19 protein-coding genes and 1 riboswitch are annotated in these 19,789 nt (G+C 70.1%); of the genes, 11 read left to right on the top strand and 8 right to left on the bottom strand.

Annotation, left to right across the window (positions count from 1 at the left end):
- Window positions 1-81 precede the first annotated feature (81 nt).
- The 4 genes from HXX10_RS17430 to HXX10_RS17415 all read left to right on the top strand — a co-directional run bounded on the left by HXX10_RS17430 (window position 82) and on the right by HXX10_RS17415 (window position 4,322).
- A complete protein-coding gene (locus HXX10_RS17430) occupies window positions 82-1,110 on the top strand; it encodes a 2-keto-3-deoxygluconate permease (protein WP_296524065.1) in 1,029 nt (342 codons plus the stop codon).
- 1 nt (window position 1,111) lies between these two features.
- Complete coding sequence (locus HXX10_RS17425; RefSeq protein ID WP_296524064.1) at window positions 1,112-2,371, top strand: four-carbon acid sugar kinase family protein; 1,260 nt, start codon at window positions 1,112-1,114, stop codon at window positions 2,369-2,371.
- Between the two features lies 1 nt (window position 2,372).
- A complete protein-coding gene (gene pdxA, locus HXX10_RS17420) occupies window positions 2,373-3,365 on the top strand; it encodes a 4-hydroxythreonine-4-phosphate dehydrogenase PdxA (protein WP_296524063.1) in 993 nt (330 codons plus the stop codon).
- Between the two features lie 144 nt (window positions 3,366-3,509).
- Window positions 3,510-4,322 (top strand): DeoR/GlpR family DNA-binding transcription regulator, encoded by an 813-nt coding sequence (locus tag HXX10_RS17415; RefSeq protein WP_296524062.1) that lies wholly within the window; start codon window positions 3,510-3,512, stop codon window positions 4,320-4,322.
- 157 nt (window positions 4,323-4,479) lie between these two features.
- Here HXX10_RS17415 and HXX10_RS17410 read toward each other — a convergent pair whose 3' ends face one another.
- Genes HXX10_RS17410 through HXX10_RS17400 form a run of 3 tightly spaced genes read right to left on the bottom strand, consistent with a single transcriptional unit; the run spans window position 4,480 to window position 7,599 of the window.
- Complete coding sequence (locus HXX10_RS17410) at window positions 4,480-5,787, bottom strand: cation:dicarboxylase symporter family transporter (protein ID WP_296524061.1); 1,308 nt, start codon at window positions 5,785-5,787, stop codon at window positions 4,480-4,482.
- Between the two features lie 37 nt (window positions 5,788-5,824).
- A complete protein-coding gene (locus tag HXX10_RS17405) occupies window positions 5,825-6,718 on the bottom strand; it encodes a phosphate ABC transporter substrate-binding protein (RefSeq protein ID WP_296524060.1) in 894 nt (297 codons plus the stop codon).
- Window positions 6,715-7,599, bottom strand: coding sequence for an amidohydrolase (locus HXX10_RS17400; protein WP_296524059.1), 885 nt, complete (start codon window positions 7,597-7,599; stop codon window positions 6,715-6,717). Before HXX10_RS17400 ends, HXX10_RS17405 begins: the two co-directional genes overlap by 4 nt.
- Before the next feature lie 227 nt (window positions 7,600-7,826).
- Window positions 7,827-7,936: riboswitch (SAM-I-IV-variant riboswitch) on the top strand.
- A gap of 35 nt (window positions 7,937-7,971) precedes the next feature.
- Here HXX10_RS17400 and metA point away from each other — a divergent pair.
- On the top strand, window positions 7,972-8,889 hold the full coding sequence (gene metA / locus HXX10_RS17395) for a homoserine O-succinyltransferase (protein ID WP_296524058.1): 918 nt from the start codon (window positions 7,972-7,974) through the stop codon (window positions 8,887-8,889).
- Between the two features lie 7 nt (window positions 8,890-8,896).
- Here the strand turns inward: metA and thiL are convergent, their stop codons facing one another.
- Window positions 8,897-9,919 (bottom strand): thiamine-phosphate kinase, encoded by a 1,023-nt coding sequence (gene thiL / locus HXX10_RS17390; protein WP_296524057.1) that lies wholly within the window; start codon window positions 9,917-9,919, stop codon window positions 8,897-8,899.
- 275 nt (window positions 9,920-10,194) lie between these two features.
- Between thiL and HXX10_RS17385 the strand changes: the two genes are divergently transcribed.
- A complete protein-coding gene (locus HXX10_RS17385; protein ID WP_296524056.1) occupies window positions 10,195-11,175 on the top strand; it encodes a tripartite tricarboxylate transporter substrate binding protein in 981 nt (326 codons plus the stop codon).
- A 5-nt stretch (window positions 11,176-11,180) separates the two neighbouring features.
- Window positions 11,181-11,873, top strand: coding sequence for an SDR family oxidoreductase (locus HXX10_RS17380; protein ID WP_296524055.1), 693 nt, complete (start codon window positions 11,181-11,183; stop codon window positions 11,871-11,873).
- Window positions 11,874-11,930: 57 nt separating this feature from the next.
- Here HXX10_RS17380 and HXX10_RS17375 read toward each other — a convergent pair whose 3' ends face one another.
- On the bottom strand, window positions 11,931-13,148 hold the full coding sequence (locus tag HXX10_RS17375; RefSeq protein WP_296524054.1) for a diguanylate cyclase: 1,218 nt from the start codon (window positions 13,146-13,148) through the stop codon (window positions 11,931-11,933).
- A gap of 244 nt (window positions 13,149-13,392) precedes the next feature.
- Here HXX10_RS17375 and HXX10_RS17370 point away from each other — a divergent pair, with 244 nt between their 5' ends.
- Both HXX10_RS17370 and HXX10_RS17365 read left to right on the top strand, forming a co-directional pair.
- Window positions 13,393-14,847, top strand: coding sequence for a deoxyribodipyrimidine photo-lyase (locus HXX10_RS17370; RefSeq protein WP_296524053.1), 1,455 nt, complete (start codon window positions 13,393-13,395; stop codon window positions 14,845-14,847).
- A gap of 43 nt (window positions 14,848-14,890) precedes the next feature.
- On the top strand, window positions 14,891-15,928 hold the full coding sequence (locus tag HXX10_RS17365) for a cysteine synthase A (protein WP_296524052.1): 1,038 nt from the start codon (window positions 14,891-14,893) through the stop codon (window positions 15,926-15,928).
- Between the two features lie 107 nt (window positions 15,929-16,035).
- On the opposite strand, the gene HXX10_RS17360 is transcribed toward HXX10_RS17365, so the two are convergent.
- Window positions 16,036-16,191: a DUF3096 domain-containing protein gene (locus HXX10_RS17360; RefSeq protein WP_296524051.1), complete on the bottom strand. Its 156-nt coding sequence runs from the start codon at window positions 16,189-16,191 to the stop codon at window positions 16,036-16,038.
- A 242-nt stretch (window positions 16,192-16,433) separates the two neighbouring features.
- On the opposite strand from HXX10_RS17360, the gene HXX10_RS17355 reads away from it, so the two are divergent.
- Together HXX10_RS17355 and sseA are read left to right on the top strand one after the other, a co-directional pair.
- Window positions 16,434-17,165, top strand: coding sequence for an alanyl-tRNA editing protein (locus HXX10_RS17355; protein ID WP_296524050.1), 732 nt, complete (start codon window positions 16,434-16,436; stop codon window positions 17,163-17,165).
- Window positions 17,166-17,240: 75 nt separating this feature from the next.
- Window positions 17,241-18,092 carry a 3-mercaptopyruvate sulfurtransferase gene (gene sseA, locus HXX10_RS17350; RefSeq protein ID WP_296524048.1) on the top strand — a complete coding sequence of 284 codons (852 nt, stop codon included), beginning with the start codon at window positions 17,241-17,243 and terminating at the stop codon, window positions 18,090-18,092.
- A 208-nt stretch (window positions 18,093-18,300) separates the two neighbouring features.
- Here the strand turns inward: sseA and HXX10_RS17345 are convergent, their stop codons facing one another.
- Entirely contained in the window at window positions 18,301-19,083 is a 783-nt protein-coding gene (locus HXX10_RS17345) for an amino acid ABC transporter ATP-binding protein (RefSeq protein WP_296524045.1), read from the bottom strand.
- An 11-nt stretch (window positions 19,084-19,094) separates the two neighbouring features.
- Window positions 19,095-19,789, bottom strand: a 695-nt coding sequence (locus tag HXX10_RS17340; protein WP_296524044.1) for an amino acid ABC transporter permease, incomplete at its 5' end; no start/stop codon positions are given.

Genomic DNA, 19,789 nt, shown 5'->3' with positions numbered 1-19,789 from the left:
GCAATTCTAGGGTCGCTAGACAGACTATCGCGTGACACCCCCGACCACTTTGCGCATTTCGGTCATCAGAAGGGGATTACCGTGAAACAAGTGCCCATCAAGCGCGGCATCGAAAGCGTGCCCGGCGGGATGATGATCGTCCCGCTGCTGCTCGGCGCCGTGATCGCGACGCTCGCACCCGACACGCCGAAGTTCTTCGGGTCCTTCACCGGCGCGCTGTTCACCGGCGCGCTGACCATCCTGGCGGTCTTCTATGTCTGCATGGGCGCCAGCATCGACTTCAAGGCGACGCCCTACATCCTCAAGAAGGGCGGCAGCCTGTTCGCCGTGAAGATCGGCATGGGCATCGTCGCCGGCCTGGTGCTCGGCCGGCTGCTGGGCGAGGCGCCGATCAGCGGCGGCGTGTTCGCCGGCCTGTCGACGCTGGCCGTGGTGGCGGCCCTCAACGACACCAATGGCGGGCTCTACATGGCCCTGATGGGCCAATACGGGAAGCCGCGCGACGTCGGCGCCTACACGATCATGTCGCTCGAATCGGGGCCGTTCCTGACCATGGTGACGCTCGGGGTCGCCGGCCTCTCGGCCTTCCCCTGGCAGACCCTGGTGGGCGGCATCCTGCCGCTGGTGATCGGCATGATCCTCGGCAATCTCGACCGCGAGATGCGCGACTTCCTCGCCAAGGCCGTGCCGGTGATGATCCCGTTCTTCGCCTTCGCGCTCGGCACCGGCCTCGACCTCACCAAGGTCTGGCAGGCAGGCCTGCTCGGCGTCGGGCTCGGCGTCGCCGTGGTGGTCGTCACCGGCATCCCGCTGTTCCTGATCGACCGGGCGACCGGCGGCACCGGCGTCGCCGGCGTCGCGGCGGCGTCGACGGCCGGCAACGCGGCCGCCGTTCCGGCCATCATCGCGGCCTCCAACCCGGTCTATGCCGAGGCCGCCAAGTCGGCCACCATCCTGGTCGCCGCCTGCGTCGTCGTGACGGCCATCCTGGTGCCGTTCGTCACCGCCTGGACGGCCCGCGTGGTCGGCGCCCCCGCCGACCTGCCGGACGATCCGGACTCGCCCGACCTCTCCGCGCCCGATCTGATGGGCCGCCGCAAGGAGCCGTGACGTGACCGCCGACACCCCGTCCTGGCTGATCCTCGCCGACGATCTCACCGGCGCGGCCGACACGGCCATCGCCTTCGCCCGTCGTGGCATCGAGACCGTGGTGACCTGGGGCGACGGCGACGTCGGCGACGCGCCGGTGGTCTCGGTCGACGCCGACAGCCGCCGGCTTCCGGCGGCGGAGGCGTCGGCCCGCCAATGCGCCGCGCTGGCCGCCCGCGTCCGGCCCGGCCAGCGGCTCTACAAGAAGATCGACTCGACCCTGCGCGGACAGCCGGCGGCCGAGACCGCCGCGCTGCTCGCCGCGCTGCGCCGGCAGGGCCGCCCGACCCTCGCCTTCGTCGCCCCCGCCTTCCCGGCGACCGGACGCACGATGGAGGGCGGCCGGGTGCTGGTGAACGGACAGCGGCTCGAGGAGACGCCGCTGTGGGCCCGCGACCACACCTATGAGAGCGGCTATCTGCCGGCCGTGCTGAAGTCCGCCGGCCTGCGCGCCGGCGTCATCCCGCTCGACCAGCTCCGGCGCGGCGAAGGCGTGGCGCGCGGCGTCATCACGGCGGCGATCGCCGAGGGCTGCGACGCCGTCGTCTGCGACGCGGCGACCGAGGACGACCTCCGCCTCGCCGCCGCGGCGGCGCTACCGCTCGCCGACAAGCTCTTGTTCGTCGGCACCGGCGGGCTCGCCGGGGCACTCGCCCGCCTGGTGGCGCCCGACGAGCCCCCTGCTCCGTCGCTCGCGGCCGTGCCGGGCCCGGTGCTGGTCCTGGTCGGCAGCGTCGCCGAGGTGTCGCGCGCCGCCGCCGAGCGGCTGTCCGCGGAAGGCCGCGTCACCGCCGTCACCGTTCCCGAGGCCGTGCTGCGCGGCGCCTCCGGCGCCGTGACGGCCGGCCGCGAGCTCACGGCCCGAATCGGCGCGGCGCTCGGCGACGGCGACGTGCTGGTGACCACCGAGTTCGGCCCCGGCAGCGATCTTCGCGAGGGCGGTGACGTCGCCAGACGCCTGGCCGATCTCGTCGCGCCGGCGATCGTCCATCTGGGCGGCCTGGTCGCCACCGGCGGCGACACGGTCTGCGCCCTGCTCGGCCGCCTCGGCGTCACCGGCATCCGCCTCGTCGACGAGGTCGAGCCCGGCGTGCCGCTCGGCGTCACGGTCGGCGCGGTGGCGATGCCGATCGCCACCAAGGCCGGCGGCTTCGGCACCGACGCGACGCTGGCCCACTGCCTCGACCGCCTCCACCAGATCACCGGACAGAAGAGAGATTGAGATGCCGGGTCCCGTCATAGCCATCACCATGGGCGACCCGTCCGGGATCGGCCCGGAGATCGTCGTCAAGGCGCTGGCGCATCAGAGCCTCTACGACATGTGCCGGCCGATCGTGATCGGCGATACGGTCCGCCTGCAGGAGGCAGCGGCCCTGCTCGGCTCCAGCCTCGCCGTCCACACGATCGCGCGGCCGGCGCAGGCCACCTACACCTGCGGCACGATCGATTGCATCGACCTGCAGGCGGTGCCGCCCGGCCACCCCTTCGGCGTCGTGTCGCCGGTCTCGGGCGAGGCGGCGTATCGCTACATCGCGCGGGCCGCCGAGCTCTGCCGCACCGGCGAGACCGACGCCATCTGCACGGCGCCGCTCAGCAAGGAGGCGCTGCACGCCGCCGGGCACAAGTTTCCCGGCCATACCGAGCTGCTCGCCCACCTCACCGGCACGCCCGAGGTGTCGATGATGCTGGTCGGGCCGCGCCTGCGGGTCATCCATGTGACGACCCATACGGGCCTGATCGACGCCGTCGCCAAGATCGAGCCGGGCCTGGTCGAGCGCACGATCCGGCGCGGCCACGACACGCTGGTCGCCGCCGGGATCGCGCAGCCGCGAATCGGGGTGTGCGCCATCAACCCGCATGCCGGCGAGAACGGGCTGTTCGGCCATGGCGAGGAGGCCGAGAAGATCGAGCCGGCCGTCGCGGCCTGCCGGGCGAAGGGCTGGTCCGTCGAGGGGCCGCTGCCCGGCGACGCCCTGTTCTTCCGCGCCTATCGGGGCGATTTCGACCTGGTGGTCGCGATGTATCACGACCAGGGCCACATCCCGATCAAGGTGATGGGGCTCGAGGCCGGGGTGAACATCACGGTCGGCTTGCCTGTGATCCGCACTTCGGTGGATCATGGCACCGCCTTCGACATTGCCGGCCGCGGGATCGCGGACGAAGGCAGCCTGATCGAGGCGCTGCGCCAGGCCGCGGAGCTGGCGGGCCATCGGTAGGGCGGGTTCAACCAAAGTAGAGTTCGATTTTGCCTCGGAACACGCTCTAAGAGTTTAACGAAAAAGCGTTTTCATCGCGCGACCGGGTTTTCGCCTCGCTTGAAAACGCATTCATGGACCAGGAACGACCGGTTCGGGAGACCCATGCGACGACGACGCGAGCGAGAGCAGCAGATCCTCGACCTGATCCGGTCCGGCGACGAGAACGTCGAGGAGCTGGCGCAGCGCCTCGACGTGTCGCTCTCGACCATCCGGCGCGACCTCCAGCGGCTGTCCGATTCGGGCGTCGTCACCCGCACCTATGGCGGCGCGATCCTGTCGCAGCCCGCCCCCGAAGCGAGCCTGAGCAGCCGTGAGCACATCAACCTGCAGGCCAAGCAGGCGATCGCCGCCGCGGCCGCCGGCCTGGTGGAGGACGGCGAACGCGTGCTGCTCGACGTCGGCTCGACCGTCGAGGCCCTCGGCCTGCGGCTGAAGGAGCGCCGGCTCGCCGTGGTGACCAACAATCTGGCGCTGGTGTCGGTCTTCGCCCAGTCGGAGGGGATCGAGCTGACCGTCCTGGGCGGCACCGTGCGGGCGATCAGCATGGGCACGTTCGGCCCGCTGGCCGAGATGAACGTGCGCCGCCTGACCGTCGACAAGCTCTTCCTCGGCGCCGACGGCGTGGTCGCCGGCCGCGGCCTGTGCGAGGCGACGCAGGAGCAGGTCGCCCTCAAGGAGGGCATGGTGCAGCAGGCCGCGGAGGTCTTCCTGCTCGCCGACGCCTCCAAGCTCGGCAACGCCCACCAGCCCGCCTGGCTGCCGCTCAACCGGCCCTGGACCCTGGTGACCGATTCGGGTGCCACCGACGAGCAGCTCGGCCCGTTCCGCACCCTGCCCGGCGTCACCGTGGTGATCGCCCCGATCGAGGCCGCGCGCACCCGCACGGCGCCGAGCCTCGACGACGCGCTGGATTAAAAACGCGTTCGGCCGGAGCGGTTTCCTATCGGCGTGAATCACCGCCCGGCGACGACGGTCGTGGTGGTCCGATGTCCGGTCGCCTGCCGCGGGCCGGCATGCCTACCGGCGAAGCGGAGATCCGCTTCGCCGGTTCTTGTCTGCACCTTGCCTGCGGTCAGGCCGGAACTGTCTCGGCCTCGGTCTCGACCGGAGCGGCACCGGAGAGCGCCCGGTCGAGCGCGGCACGATCGACCGCGCCTTCCCAGTTGGCGACCACGATGGTGGCGAGCGCATTGCCGAGGATGTTGACGGCCACGAAGGCCGAGGACATCAGGCGGTGGACACCGAGGATGATGCCGACGGCCGCGACCGGCACGGTGCCGGTGGCCGCCAGCGTCGAGACCAGCACCACGATGGCCGAACCGGCGACCCCGGCCCCGCCCTTCGAGGTGACGAGCAGGATGCCGAGCAGCCCGAGCTGCTGCCAGATCGACAGGTCGATCCCGCAGGCCTGTGCCAGGAACACCGAGGCGGCGGCGAAATACAGGCAGGTCCCGTCGTGATTGAAGGCGTAGCCGGTCGGCAGCACCAGGCCGACGATCGCCTCGTCGCAACCGGCGCGCTGGAGCTTCTCGACGAGTTGCGGGAACACCGACTCCGACGAACTCGTCCCGATCACGATCAACAGCTCGGTGCGGATGTAGCGGGCGAGCCGCCACAGCGAGATCCCGCTCCACCGGGCGATCGGCCACAGCACGCAGACGATGAACAAGAGGCAGGTGACGTAGAACTCGACCACCATGGCGCCGAGCGACACCAGCGACGCGATCCCGAACTTGCCGACCGTGAAGCCGATCGCCCCCATCGCGCCGATCGGCGCCAGCCACATGACATAGCCGATGATCTTGAAGACGGTCCGCTTGGTGATGTCGATCATCTCGATCATCGGGTCCGCCCGCCGGCCGATCGCCAGCATCCCGAACGCGAACAGCACCGAGGTGAACACCACCTGCAGCACGTTGCCTTCGGTGAAGGCCGAGATGGCGGTGTGCGGCACGATGCCGAGCAGGAAGCCGTTGGCCGTGATCTTGTGCGCGGTCGCCAGATACGGGTCGAGCCCCGCACCCGAGATGGAGTGCAGGTCGATGTTCATGCCGCGGCCCGGGCCGAGCACGTTGATCATGAACAGGCCGATCACCAGCGCGAAGGTGGTCACCACCTCGAAATAGATCAGCGCCCGGATCGCGACGCGGCCGACCTTCTTGGCCTCGCGCACCGTGGCGATGCCGTGCACGACGGCGCAGAAGATGATCAGGCCGACGAACATGGCGATCAGGCGGATGAAGAGGTCGCCCAGCGTGCGCATGACATCGGCCGACTGCGGCCACAGCCATCCGATCAGCGCGCCGGCCGCCATGCCGGCGAAGACCTGCACCGACATGTCCTTGTAGAAGGGCTTGCGGCGCGGCTTGTCGATTGACATCGTAACGGTCGTCATCGTCGTTCTCGGAGGTTCTGGATCAGCGGATCGCGGAGGCGCCGAGGATCTCGGCAGCATCGGCGAACAGCGAATCGACTGTGATGTCGCGGGTCAGCAGGCTCTGCTGCCGGCAATTTTGCAGGACCGTGTCGAGTGCCGGTCCGATCGCGGCGACGCCGATCGGCGTCATGTCGGGGCCTGCGGCCGGCGCTGTCGGCCGGACCCGCTTCAGCACGGCCCACAGCTCCTTCGCCACCGCCGGATTCGCGGCGGCGATGTCCTTGCGCATGACCATCACGTGGTTGACCGGCAGCACCGCGTGCCTCGCGTACCAGGCTCGCGCGGCGGCCTCGGGATTCGGAAACACCGGGACGAAGGCCGGGTCGTCCGGCAGGTCGTTGCCGAGAATGGCGGCGTCGATCTCGCCGGCCCGCAGGAGGTCGACCAGGCTGCGGCCGGCCGGCGCCCGCTCGACCCAGGCCGGATCGGCACATTCGGCGACGTGGGCGCCCTCCTGGGTGACCCAGCGGATTTTCTCCGGATCGACGCCGTGGTCGTTCTGGAGGATGCCGCGGATCCACATCCCGGTGGTCTGGCTGTAGGCCCGCACGCCGATCCGGCGTCCGGCCAGCCCGTCGACCGTCACCAGCGCGTCACGCCGCATGATCAGGCAACGATGCTGGAAGCGCGCCGCCAGCACCACCGGCAGCAGGAGGAGCGGCTTGCCCGCCGCCAGCGCCTGCACGGCGGTGACGATCGCCATCTCGCTCAGGTCGAACTTCTGCTCGCGGACCATCGGCGCGAAGGCACGATGGATCGGCGCGACCTCGGCGAAGGCCAGCGAGAAGGTCTCGGCGCCGGCCTCCGGCCCGGCAAGCGCCGCGCGCCACGGCTTTGCGCCGAGCGCGATCGTCAGCGTGACGGGCGTGGTCATGCCGCGGACCTCTTGGCGGCGTCCAGCGCGGGGTAGAGGCGACGCGCCGTTCCGGCAAAGATCTGGGCGCGGTCGGCGACGCTCAGGCAGGCGAGCGCCCGCTTCGCCTCGTCGACCAGCCGCGACATCGGACCCGCATGGGCCGGGAAGTTGGAGCCCCAGGCGATCCGGTCGGCGCCGAACGCCGCCACCAGCCGCGGGAAGAACGCCTCCGGGGTCGAGGTCCCTTCGGCGGACTGCTCGACGGTCCGGCTGGTCAGCTTGAGGAACAGGTTGGGACGGTCGACCAGATCGAACAGCCAGCTCGCGGCCTTGTAGGGCGGTCCGTCGGACAGCACCGGCCGGGCGAGATGATCGAGCACGATCGGCACGCGCCGGAACCGGTCGAGCAGCCGCTTGAGGTCGGGCACGCCCTCGGGACGCATCTGCAGGCACACCGGCACGCCGGCGGCTTCGGCCCGCTCCCACACCGGGAACGTCTTCGGATCGGCGAGCCAGGCGGCCTGCCCCGGGCTGGTGCTGCCGGTGGTGAACAGCCGCAGGCCGGTCAGCCCGGCGGCGTGCCAGCGGTCGAAGGTCGCGACCGCATCGGCCGCGAACATGTCGATGGAGAACACGCCGGTGAACCGGTCGGGATGGGCGGCCACCGATTCCGCCAGATAGCCGTTGTCGAACCCGTAGGCTGTCGACGCCTGGACGACGGCGGACTTGGCGACACCGGCCGCATCCATGGCGGCGATCAGGTCGTCGGCGCTCGTCGGCCGCGCCCGCGACCAGTCGGACTGCTTTCCGCCGAGCGGCGCCAGGGGGTACCGCACGGTATCCGGGGAGATCACGTGCGTATGGATATCGATGATGTCTCTGATGTCGGCGGCGGGCATGCCGGCCTCTTGTTCTGGTGTAGCCGGGGGGTGCCTGCATATTTCACATTTCGCTGAGATTTCCTGCATTCCAAGGCCGTCCTGCGACATGCATTTTTGCTAAGTCTATTTTGTCCAAAAAGGTATCGCCGGGGTCGGGCCGCAACTCCCGTCGCGGCCGCGCGTGCGCCCGGCGGGCGCGACACGCCGGGTGCCGTTGCCGCCGTGCGGCGAATTCCCTAAGGTCGCTCCCGCATCGAGAGTTGGGGCGACGCCCAACGCCAACCTGCCGACCGGGCAAGGTGGCACTCCCTCGACCAGGGAGGATGTGGCCGAGCCGGCAACCAAACGGATCAAGCCACCGCGTCCGTCCCGAGAAACGAGGACGGACCAATGCCGATCATGATTCCCGACGACCTGCCGGCCCGCCGCACGCTCGAAGCCGAGGGCGTCATGGTCATGCGCGAGACCGACGCGGTGCGTCAGGATATCCGTCCGCTCCGCGTCGGCCTGCTCAACCTGATGCCGAACAAGATCCGCACCGAGACGCAGTTCGCGCGCCTGATCGGCGCGACCCCGCTCCAGGTGGAGCTGACGCTGGTGAGGATCACGGACCACGTGGCGCGCCACGCCGCGGCCGACCACATGGCCGCGTTCTACCGGGCCTGGGCCGACGTCCGTGCCGAACGGTTCGACGGGTTCATCGTAACGGGCGCACCGGTGGAGCTGCTGCCGTTCGAACAGATCACCTACTGGGACGAGATGCGCCGCATCCTCGACTGGATGCAGACCCACGTCCACCGCTGCCTCACGGTCTGCTGGGCCGCGCAGGCCGCCGTCCATCATTTCTACGGCATGCCGAAACACGAGCTCGCCGAGAAGGCCTTCGGAGTGTTCCGGCATCGCGTCCTCGCGCCGGCATCGCCTTACATGAGAGGCTTCTCGGACACGTTCTCGACGCCGGTGTCGCGCCGGACCGAGGTGCGCCGCGAGGACATCCCGGCGGCGGCCGGCCTCGCGGTCCTGGCCGAGAGCCGCGACACCGGCCTGTGCCTGCTCGACGACCCGTCGCACCGGACCCTGCACATGTTCAATCACCTCGAATACGACACGACGTCGCTCGCCGAGGAATACGCCCGCGACGCCGCCGCCGGCGAGGCGGTGGCGATCCCGCGGGACTACTTCCCGGACGACGATCCATCGCAGCCGCCCGCGAACCGCTGGCGCAGCCACGCCCACCTGCTGTTCGGAAACTGGATCAACGAGATCTATCAGACGACGCCGTTCGACATGTCGCAGATCGGTGCGTGACCCGCCGTCAGAAATGGCTGAAGCTGGCGCGGTCGAGCGCGACCGTGGCGCCGTCGGGACCGATCACGCGCGGGGCCCCCTGCCCCGCGACGATCTCGCCGATCTCGGTCGCCGGCACGCCGGCCGCCGCGGCCGCGGCGAGGAACGAGCCGACCCGCTCCGGCGCTACGGCGCAGACGATCTCGTAGTCGTCGCCGCCCGACAGCACGGTGGCCAAAAGCTCCGGCGCCGCCGCCAGCATCCGGTGCGCCGCGTCCGACAGCGGCAGCCGCACCGTCTCGATCCGGGCCGTCACGCCCGAGGCGGCGCAGAGCTTGGCGAGATCGCCGACCAGCCCGTCGGAGACATCCATGGCGGCCGAGGCATGAGTGCGCACCGCCTCGGCGAGCGCATTTCGCGGCCGCGGCACGAGATATCGCGAGATCAGATGATCGCGCCCGGCGGCGTCGAGCCCGAAGTCCTCGGGGGCCGCACGCTCGAGGCGCACCAGCAGGCCGAGCACGGCGTCGCCGATCGTGCCGGTGACCAGGAGCCGGTCGCCCGGCCGCGCCCCGCGCCGCCGCACCAGCGTGCCGGTCGGCACCGCGCCGATCACCGTGATCGAGATCATCACGGGCCCGGGCGACGCCACCGTGTCGCCGCCGAGCAGCGGGCAACCATAGGCCTGCGCGTCCTCGCCGAGGGCGCGGGCGAACGGCGTCAGCCACGCGTCGGTGGCCGGACGGCTCGCCCCCTTGGGCAACGCCAGCGACAGCAGAAAGCCGAGCGGCCGGGCGCCCTTGGCGGCGAGATCCGACAGATTGATGCGCAACGCCTTTTGCGCGACGGATGCCGGCGGATCGTCCGGGAAGAAGTGCATGCCGGAGACGATCGCGTCGGTCTCCAGCACCAGCTCGCAGTGTTCGGGCGGGGTGAGCAGCGCGACATCGTCCAAGAGCCCGAGGGCGCCCGGATGGGTCGCCAGCGGCGCGAAATGCCGGGCGATCAGCCGGTCCTCGCCGGAGCCTTCGGGTTCGCCGCTGCCCGTCATTCCGCCGATCCTCGACTCGCGTGCCGGCCGCCACAGTATCGCAAGGCCCCCCGCGACGTCAGGCTTGTGCACCGCACCCGTCCGACCCGGTTTCGGATCATGGCCGGTGCGCCGCGACGGCAGGACTCGCTCGCGTCTCTGCGAATTGACAGCCCCCCTAATGCACCACCTAGTTACTCCGGCCGTGGTCGCCACGAGAGCGGTCCGGCACCACTTCCCCGGCGGACCATTTTCCGCGGCCCGCCACTCGCGAACAGTCCAGGGAGGACATCGACGTGCGACGCATCCTGATCACGATGGCGACGGCGCTGGCCGTCGTCGCGACGGCCGCAGCGGCACTGGCAGACACGTCCTGGCCGCAGCCCGGCCGCACCATCAAGATCATCGTGCCGTGGCCGGCCGGCGCCGCCAACGACGCGCTCGGACGGTTGATCGCCCAGCGGCTGCAGGAGCGCTACGGCGCCAGCGCGGTGGTCGAGAACCGGACCGGCGGCGCCGGCCTGATCGGCACCACGGCCGTGATCCGGGCCGACCCCGACGGTTACACGCTGCTGGCCAGCGCCTTCAACACCGCCGTCATGCCGATGGTGGTGAAGGGCGCGACCTTCGATCCCGAAGCCGACCTGGAGATGATCGGCCGCACCGCGATCGCGCCGCTGGTCCTCGTCATGTCCAACACGCGGCCGCCGAAGACCCTGCCCGAGCTGATCACGGCCGCCAAGGCCGATCCGCGCGCCTATCTGTTCGCGATCTCGTCGCTCGGATCGGCCGGCCACCTGACGACGATCGCGTTCGCCCGCCGCACCGGCATCCCGTTCGAGATGGTCCCCTATCGCGGCACCTCGCCGGCCCTGACCGACGTGATGGGCGGCAGCGTCCAGATGCTGATCGACCCGACTTTCGCATTGCTGCCCGCCGCCAACCAAGGCACGCATCTGCGTGCCATCGCCATCGCGGCCAAGCAGCGCTCGCCGTTGGCCCCCGACCTGCCGACCATGGCCGAGGGCGGCCTGCCCGGCTTCGAGTTCAATTCCTGGTACGGAATATGGGCCCCGAAAGGCACGCCGCGCGAGATCCAGGAGAAGCTCAACGCGCTGATCCAGGAGACCATGCGGAATCCGGAGATCGTCGCCAAGCTCAACGCGACCATGCTCGAGCCGGTCGCCGAGAGCATCGAGGAGTCGCGGAAGTTCGTCGCCAGCGAGATCGTGCGGGCGCGCGAGCTGCTGCAATCCATCGGCTTCAAGCCGGAATAAGTCCCATGCGACATGCGGTGGTGACGGGAACCAGCTCGGGGATCGGTGCGGCGATCACCCGCCGGCTCCTCGACGACGGTTTTCAGGTGACCGGGCTCGACCGGTCGGCCGCGACGATCGAGGCGGCCGGGTTCACGGCGATCGCGGTCGACCTGGCCGATCCGGCGGCCCGGTCCGCCGCCCTCGACGCGCTGGACGCGCGGGCCGCGTCGGCGCCCGTCACGGCGATCGTGCACGCCGCCGGCATCATGCGCGGAGCGCCGCTCGGCGCCCTCGATCCGGCCACCGGCGAGCTCCTGTGGCGCATCCATGTCGATGCCGCGATCGCGCTGGCCGACCGCCTGGTGCCGCGCATGGGTGCGGGCGGCCGCGTCGTGCTGATCGGCAGCCGGGCGGCCCGCGGCGTCGTGCAGAAGAGCCAGTACGGGGCCGCCAAGGCCGCCCTGGTGGGCTTGGCGAAGTCGTGGGCCAAAGAGGTGGCACCGCGCGGCATCACCATCAACGTCGTCGCCCCGGCCGCCACCGACACCGGCATGCTGGCCGATCCGGCGCGCGCCGTGATTCCGCCCGAGACGCCACCGTTCGGCCGCCTGATCCGGCCCCAGGAGATCGCCGCCCTGGTCGCCTTCCTGCTGTCCGACGAAGCGGCCGCGATCACGGGCCAGGAGATCGCCATCTGCGGCGGGGCGTCGCTGTAGATCTCACCGGACGGCCGCGGGCTGCCCGCCCCGACCGAACCGGCGGAGCCGAGGCCCTCACGCCGCGTCGGCGGCGTAGTCGCTGCTCGGCGGCGCCGAACCGCCCGGCTTGCCGCGGTGGTCGGCTGCGGCGATCTCGACCCGGTTGCGGCCGCGCTCCTTGGCCCTGTACAGCGCCTGGTCGGCGTGGCGCAACAGCTTCGGCACGTCGAGCGCCGGGTCGTCGGACAGCACCATGCCGATCGAGACCGTGGCGCTGACCGGGCGACCCTCGACCAGGCTCGCGCCCTCGGCGAAGCGCGAACGGATGTCCTCGGCCATCAGCAGCGCGCGCTCGCGGCCGATGTCGTAGAGCACCGCGGCGAACTCCTCGCCGCCGAGCCGGCCGATCACGTCGGAGGGGCGGATGGTGCGGCCGGCGGTGTCGGCGAATACCTGCAGCACCTTGTCGCCGACGGCATGGCCGAAGCGATCGTTGATCGACTTGAACTTGTCGAGGTCGGCGAGCAGCACGGCGGTGAGCCGCGGCTCCTCGGCCTGGCGGCGGGTGACCTCCTCGCACTCGATCAGGAAGCCACGCCGGTTGGCGATGTCGGTGAGCTGATCGACCATCGAGGCGGTCTTGTGCCGGTACTCGGTGCGCTCCTTGGCCATCGCCAGCAGGATGAAGGCGATCGAGATCGAGAACAGCAGGGCCTCGGAGCTCAGCACGGTCAGCCACACGCTGCCGAACACCTGGTTGGTCGGCGACCACGGCAACAGCGCGGAAAGCGGCGTGCGCAGCAGGAACAGCGAGCCATGGGCGAACAGCAGGAAGGTCGCCGGCAGCCGCGACACCAGCGGCTCGGCGCGACCGCGCCAGAACTCGGCGGCGGTCGCCCAGGTGTAGCCGGCGATGATGCCGGCGCTCACCAGGGCGCGCAGCTCCATCTTGTCAGACGTGAAGGCGAAGTGGGTACCGAGCAGCCAGAGCACGGCACCGGCGATCATCGCGACCGGCAACGGGCGACGTCCGTCGAACACCCGCGCACCCGTCCAGGTGACGGCGAAGGAGGTCAGCAGAATCGCGTTGGCGAGATCGATCGTGAGCATGTCCGGCCAAGTGCCGTACATGCCGAACAGCGTGATGGAGCCGGCGCGCAGGAGATGCGCTCCGCCCCACCAGGCGACCGCCTGGATGGCCGAGTTCTGGATCCAGACGAACAGCAGCAACAGGCCGAGAATCGCCTCGACATAGATCGTGACGAGAAACAGCGTGTTGACGTCGATATTCATGGGTCGCGATCCGGACGCCGAACGGGGGCTCGGCCGTCTCCCACAGTTACCGAGCCCGGCCAAACAACTGGTGAAAGTCCGGGCCAATACCGTCGAGACGGCACGACAGGGTAAGCGAAGCGTTACGCCGACTTGCGTTTAGTCGATCTCCGCGGCGCCGAGGTTCAGCCACGATGGCGCCGGCTGGATACCGTGCGGTCGGGCCGGTACCGTGGCGTGTCGAATCCGGGAGGCTTTTCAGGGCATGCCGACCCCCACTCTCGCCCCGATCGTCGTCTGGCTCCGCGACGACCTGCGCGTGTCCGACAATCCGGCGCTCGCGGCCGCCGCCGGCTCCGGGCGGCCGGTCGCGGTCGTCTACGTGCTCGACCAGGAGAGCCCCGGTCTGCGTCCGCCCGGCGCCGCCAGCCTCTGGTGGCTCGCCGGGTCCTTGCGGGCACTCGCCCGTGGGCTCGGCGAGCGCGGCGCGTCGCTGACGCTGCGGCGCGGACCGGCCGCCCGGGCGATCGCCGAGGTCGTCGCGCAGGCCGGCGCCGCCGAGGTTATGTGGAACCGGCGCTACGAGCCGGCCGCTGTTGCAATCGACCGGGCCATCGAGGCCGACCTTTTCGCCCGCGGCGTCGCGGTGAGGACCTTTCAGGCTGCACTGCTGGCCGAGCCGGACCGGGTCCGCACCAAGGCGGGAAAGCCGTTCGGCGTGTTCACGCCGTTCCTGCGCCATCTCCTGGCGCTGTCCGCGCCGCGCGCGCCGCTGCCCGCCCCCGGACCGATGCGCGGCGTCGACGGCCTCGCATCGGACACGCTCGACGACTGGGGGCTCGAACCGAACGCACCCGACTGGGCGGCAGGCTTCGGCGCCGTCTGGACCCGCGGCGAAGCAGGAGCGCAGCAAAAGCTCGGCGACTTCGTCGACGGTGCGCTCGGCGGCTACGCGGCGGCGCGCGACCGGCCCGACGTGGTCGGCACGTCGCGGCTGTCGCCGCATCTGCGCTTCGGCGAGATCAGCCCGTTCCAGGTTTTTCACGCGGCCCTGCTGGCGCGCGAGGCCGGCCGCGGCCGTGCGACGGCGCAGGACGTCGACAAGTTCATCGCCGAGCTGGTGTGGCGGGAGTTCTCGTATCACCTGTTGGCGCACCATCCGGATCTCGCGACCAAAAACTATCAGCCCCGATTCGATGCCTTCCCGTGGCGCGACGACCCGGACGCGCTGCGTGCTTGGCAACACGGAAAAACCGGCTACCCGATCGTCGACGCCGGCATGCGCGAGCTGTGGACGACGGGCTACATGCACAACCGCGTCCGCATGGTGGTGGCGTCGTTCCTGATCAAGCACCTGCTGATCGACTGGCGCGCCGGCGAGCGCTGGTTCTGGGACACGCTCCTCGACGCCGATCCGGCCAGCAACGCGGCGAGCTGGCAGTGGGTGGCGGGCTCGGGTGCCGATGCGGCGCCCTATTTCCGCATCTTCAATCCGATGCTGCAGGGAGAAAAATTCGATCCCGACGGCGCCTATGTGAAGAGGTTCGTTCCAGAGCTCGCCGGCCTGCCAGCAAAGATCGTCCACAAGCCGTTCGACGCGACGCCGATCGAGCTGAGATCCGCCGGCGTGACGCTCGGAAAGGACTATCCTGTGCCGCTGGTCGATCATAAGGTCGCCCGCGAGCGGGCGCTGGCCGCGCTCGCGCAAACCAGAAGCTGACCCTTCGGGGCCGGTGCTCATCGTCTCACGATACGGACCCACCATGACGTTTCACGACGGAGTCACGCGCGCCATCGGCAACACGCCGCTGATCAAGCTGAAGCGCGCGTCGGAGCAGACCGGCTGCACCATTCTGGGCAAGGCCGAGTTCATGAATCCCGGACAGTCCGTCAAGGACCGCGCCGCGCTGTTCATCATCGAGGACGCGATCGCGCGCGGCGCGCTGCGCCCCGGCGGCGTCATCGTCGAGGGCACGGCCGGCAACACCGGCATCGGCCTCGCGATGGTGGCCGACGCGCTCGGCTTCCGCACCGTGATCGTCATCCCGGAGACGCAGAGCCAAGAGAAGAAGGACACGCTGCGTGCCTACGGGGCCGAGCTGGTCGAGGTGCCGGCCGTGCCCTACGCCAACCCGAACAACTACGTGAAGGTGTCGGGCCGGCTCGCCGCCGAGCTCGCCGCGAGCGAGCCGAACGGCGCCGTGTGGGCGAACCAGTTCGACAATGTGGCAAACCGCGAGGGCCACGCCCGCACCACCGGCCCGGAGATCTGGGAGCAGACGCAGGGCCGCGTCGACGGCTTCGTCTGCGCGGTCGGCACCGGCGGCACGCTGGCCGGCATCGGCCTGGCGCTGAAGGCGCGCAACACGAACGTCAAGATCGCACTCGCCGACCCGAGGGGCGCGGCGCTGTACAGCTACTACACGACCGGCGTGCTGAAGTCCGAGGGATCGTCCATCACCGAGGGGATCGGCCAGGGCCGCATCACCAAGAATCTCGAGGGAGCGCCCGTCGACCTCGCCTTCCAGATCCCCGACGAGGAGGCGATCCCGCTGGTGTTCGACCTGATCCAGCACGAGGGCCTGTGCCTCGGCGGCTCCTCGGGCGTCAATGTCGCGGGCGCGATCCGGCTGGCGAAAGAGCTGGGGCCCGGCAAGACCATCGTCACGATCCTGTGCGACTGCGGCACCCGCTACCAGTCGCGGCTGTTCAATCCGGAGTTCTTGCGCAGCAAGGGCATTCCCGTCCCGGAATGGCTGATCCGCCCGTCGTCCGTGACGGTACCGTTCGTGAATGCGTGAGGGGGGCAGCCCGTAGGGCGCAATGAGCGCAGGCGAATTGCGCCGGCCAGAACCCCTTCACGGTGCAATTCGCTTGCGCTCATTGCACCCTACGGTGCCGTGCCGCCTCACTTGATGAAATGATAAATCCCGTTCAGCCCGACCAGGCCGACGACGATCAGGTAGATGGCGACGATGAAGCTGAGCAGTCGCGGCATGATCAGGATGAGAACGCCGGCGAGCAGCGCGACCAGCGGAGAAATATGGGCGGCCGTGAACGTCATGAGGTGCTCCAGGGCATGAACGGCGGGAACGCGCGGGGTGCCGTCCCGACAACGCGATACCACCGACCGTGTTCATTCGATTCCGCATAAATTGAGGCCGCGGCCGACCTCGCCGGGCCGCAAGCGGCCGGCGGGCCGGCGCATCGGCGCCGCGGCCGCCGGCTCGACGGCCGGGCCGAATGGGGCTAGGACGGCAGGCCGCTCCTCGCCACGCGGGACCCCGTCCCGGAGAGACCGAGCCGATGCCGACCGACTGCCTGTTCCGTGACGATTCGTATCTGCGCGACTGCGCCGCGACCGTGCTGAGCCTCACGCCCGAGGGCGGCATCGTGCTCGACCGCACGGTGTTCTATGCCGCCTCGGGCGGCCAGCCCGGCGACTGCGGCGTGCTGACCACGGCGGCCGGCGAAAAGATAGCGATCGAGACGGCCGTCTACACCGACGCGATGAAGACCGAGATCGCCCATCGGCCGGCGAAAGACACCGGCGGCGCCGCCGTTCCGGCGCTCGCGGTCGGCGAGCCCGTGACGATCGCCATCGACTGGGCGCTGCGCCACCGCCGCATGCGTATCCACACGGCGCTGCATCTCCTCTCGGCGGTGCTGCCCTATGCCGTGACGGGCGGCTCGGTCGGCGACCAGGACGGACGGCTCGACTTCGACATCCCGGACGCCGGGCTCGACAAGGACGAGATCACCCGAAAACTCGCGGCCATGATCGCCACCGACGCCGCCGTCACCAGCCGGTGGATCACCGACGACGAGTTGGCCGCCAATCCGGCCCTGGTCAAGACCATGTCGGTGAAGCCGCCGATGGGCACCGGACGCGTGCGCCTGATCGAGATCGAAAACCTCGACCTGCAGCCGTGCGGCGGCACCCATGTGGCGCGCACCGGAGAAATCGGCGCCGTGCGGGTCACCCAGATCGAGAAGAAGGGCAAGCTGAACCGCCGCGTCCGCATCGCCTTCGCCTGAGCGGCCGCTTGCGGCACCGAACCGGCGCCGCGCTCTCCCCGTTTGCGTCCACCTCGTCATCCGACAGGATCCGCCATGACCGCTCGTCCGTCCCCGTTCGTCTCCACGCAATGGCTCGCCGAAAAGCTCGGCGAGGAAAACCTCGTCGTGCTCGACGCCTCCTACTATCTGCCGACCCAGAAGCGCGATGCCGCGGCCGAGTATCTGGCCGGCCATGTGCCGGGCGCGCTGCGCTTCGACGTCAACGCGGTCGCCGACCAGACGACGACGCTGCCGCACATGCTGCCGACCGCGCAGGAGTTCGCGGCGGCGGTCGGCGCCATGGGCATCTCCGAGCACGACACCATCGTGGTCTACGACGGCGTCGGCCTGTTCTCGGCCCCGCGCGTCTGGTGGACTTTTGGGCTGTTCGGCGCCGCGAACGTTTTTGTCCTCGAGGGCGGTTTTCCGCGCTGGGTCGCCGAGGGCCGGCCGGTCGAGAAGGGTCCGGTGACGCGCCCGGCCGAGACTTTTGCGGTCAAGACCCCGCCCGACATCGTCGCCGACGTCGCCCGCGTCCAGAGGACGATCGCCGAGGGGAGCGCCCAGGTGGTCGATGCCCGCGCCGCCGACCGCTTCACCGGGGAAGCCCCGGAGCCACGCGAAAACCTGCCGTCCGGCCACATCCCGGGCTCGCTCAACGTGCCGCACGCCGCCCTCGTCCACAACGGTACGCTCAAGCCAGCGGCGGAGCTGCGCGCGGCGTTCGAAGCCGGCGGCGTCGATCTGGACAAGCCGGTGCTCACCACCTGCGGGTCCGGCGTCTCGGCCGCCGTGCTGTGGCTCGCGCTGCACACCCTCGGCCGCGATCCGGTCGCGCTCTACGACGGCTCCTGGACCGAATGGGCCGGCCGCGGCGACCTGCCGATCGCGACCGGGGCGAAGTGACGGCGAGAACAGGCGCTCGTTCCGCTCGGGACTGTCCAAACCTGATCACTTGCGCGTCCAGCGTTCTCTCCCCCCTTGTGGGGGAGGGACAGGGAGGGGGGACAGCGCCGGCGTCGTGCCGTGTGGCTCACCCCCCTCTCCACCTCTCCCCCACAAGGGGGGAGAGAGCAGGCCGTGCACGCGGCAGCTCTGCAATCCACCCGCCGCGCTAGCCCAGAATCTGCCCCAAGAACAGCTTCGTCCGCTCGTGGCGCGGGTTGGTGAAGAACTCGGCCGGCGTGTTGACCTCGACGATCTGGCCGGCGTCCATGAACACGACGCGGTCGGCGACCTGGCGGGCGAAGCCCATCTCGTGGGTGACGCACAGCATGGTCATGCCGTCCTGGGCGAGCGACACCATGGTGTCGAGCACCTCCTTGACCATCTCGGGATCGAGCGCCGAGGTCGGCTCGTCGAACATCATGATCTTGGGGCTCATGCACAGGGCGCGGGCGATGGCGACGCGCTGCTGCTGGCCGCCCGAGAGCTGCGCCGGATATTTTTGCGCCTGCTCGGGGATGCGCACCCGCGCCAGGTAGCGCATGGCGATCTCATCGGCCTGCTTGCGCGGCATCTTGCGCACATGGATGGGCGCCAACGTGCAGTTCTCCAGGACGGTGAGATGCGGGAACAGGTTGAACTGCTGGAACACCATGCCGACCTCGCGGCGCACCTCGTCGATGCGCTTGAGGTCGTCGGTGACGCTCACCCCGTCGACCACGATGGCGCCGCGCTGGAACGGCTCCAGCGCGTTGACGCAGCGGATCAGGGTCGACTTGCCCGAGCCGGACGGCCCGCAGATGACGATCCGCTCGCCGCGCGCCACCTCGAGATTGACGTCGGCCAGCACCTGGAACTCGCCGAACCATTTGTACACGCCGCTGATCGACACGGCGGGACCGTCGCCGCTCGCCGCCTGCACGTCCTGTCGCTTCTCGACGAGCACGGCCATGTTGATCCCTCTCAGCGCCGGTCGCCGGCGGCGAGCCGCCGCTCGATGCCGGTCGCGTAGCGCGACATGAAGTGGCAGGCGACGAAGTAGCACAGCGCCGCGAAGGCGTAGCCGGTCGTGCTGGTGACCGGCGTCGCCCAGTTGGGGTCGACGCGGGCGATCTCGATGGTGCGCAGGAAATCGAAGATGCCGACGAAGAACACCAGCGTCGTGTCCTTGAACAGCGCGATCGTGTTGTTGACGATGTTCGGGATGGTCACCCGCAGGGCCTGCGGCAGCACCACCAGGGCGAGCATGCGCCAGTAGCCGAGCCCGAGCGCACGGGCCGCCTCGTACTGACCTTTCGGGATCGACTGCAGGCCGGCCCGCACCACCTCGGCCATGTAGGCGGAGGCGAAGATGGCGATGCCGACGAGCGCGCGGATCAGCTTGTCGGGCGACCAGGCCGGCGGCACGAACAGCGGCAGCATCACGCTCGCCATGAACAGCACCGTGATCAGCGGCACGCCGCGCACCAGCTCGATGAAGCCGATCGACAGGATCCGTACGGCCGGCATGGCGGAGCGCCGCCCGAGCGCCAGCAGGATGCCGATCGGCAGCGACGCGACGATGCCGACCGAGGCGACCACCAGGGTCACCAAGAGGCCGCCCCACGCCGACGTGTCGACGACGGACAGGCCGAGCAGCGGCACGCCGTGCAGCAGCA

The sequence above is a fragment of the Rhodoplanes sp. genome (genome assembly GCF_013377085.1).
Taxonomy (GTDB): Bacteria; Pseudomonadota; Alphaproteobacteria; order Rhizobiales; family Xanthobacteraceae; genus Rhodoplanes.
This window is presented reverse-complemented; position numbering and strand designations above follow the sequence as displayed.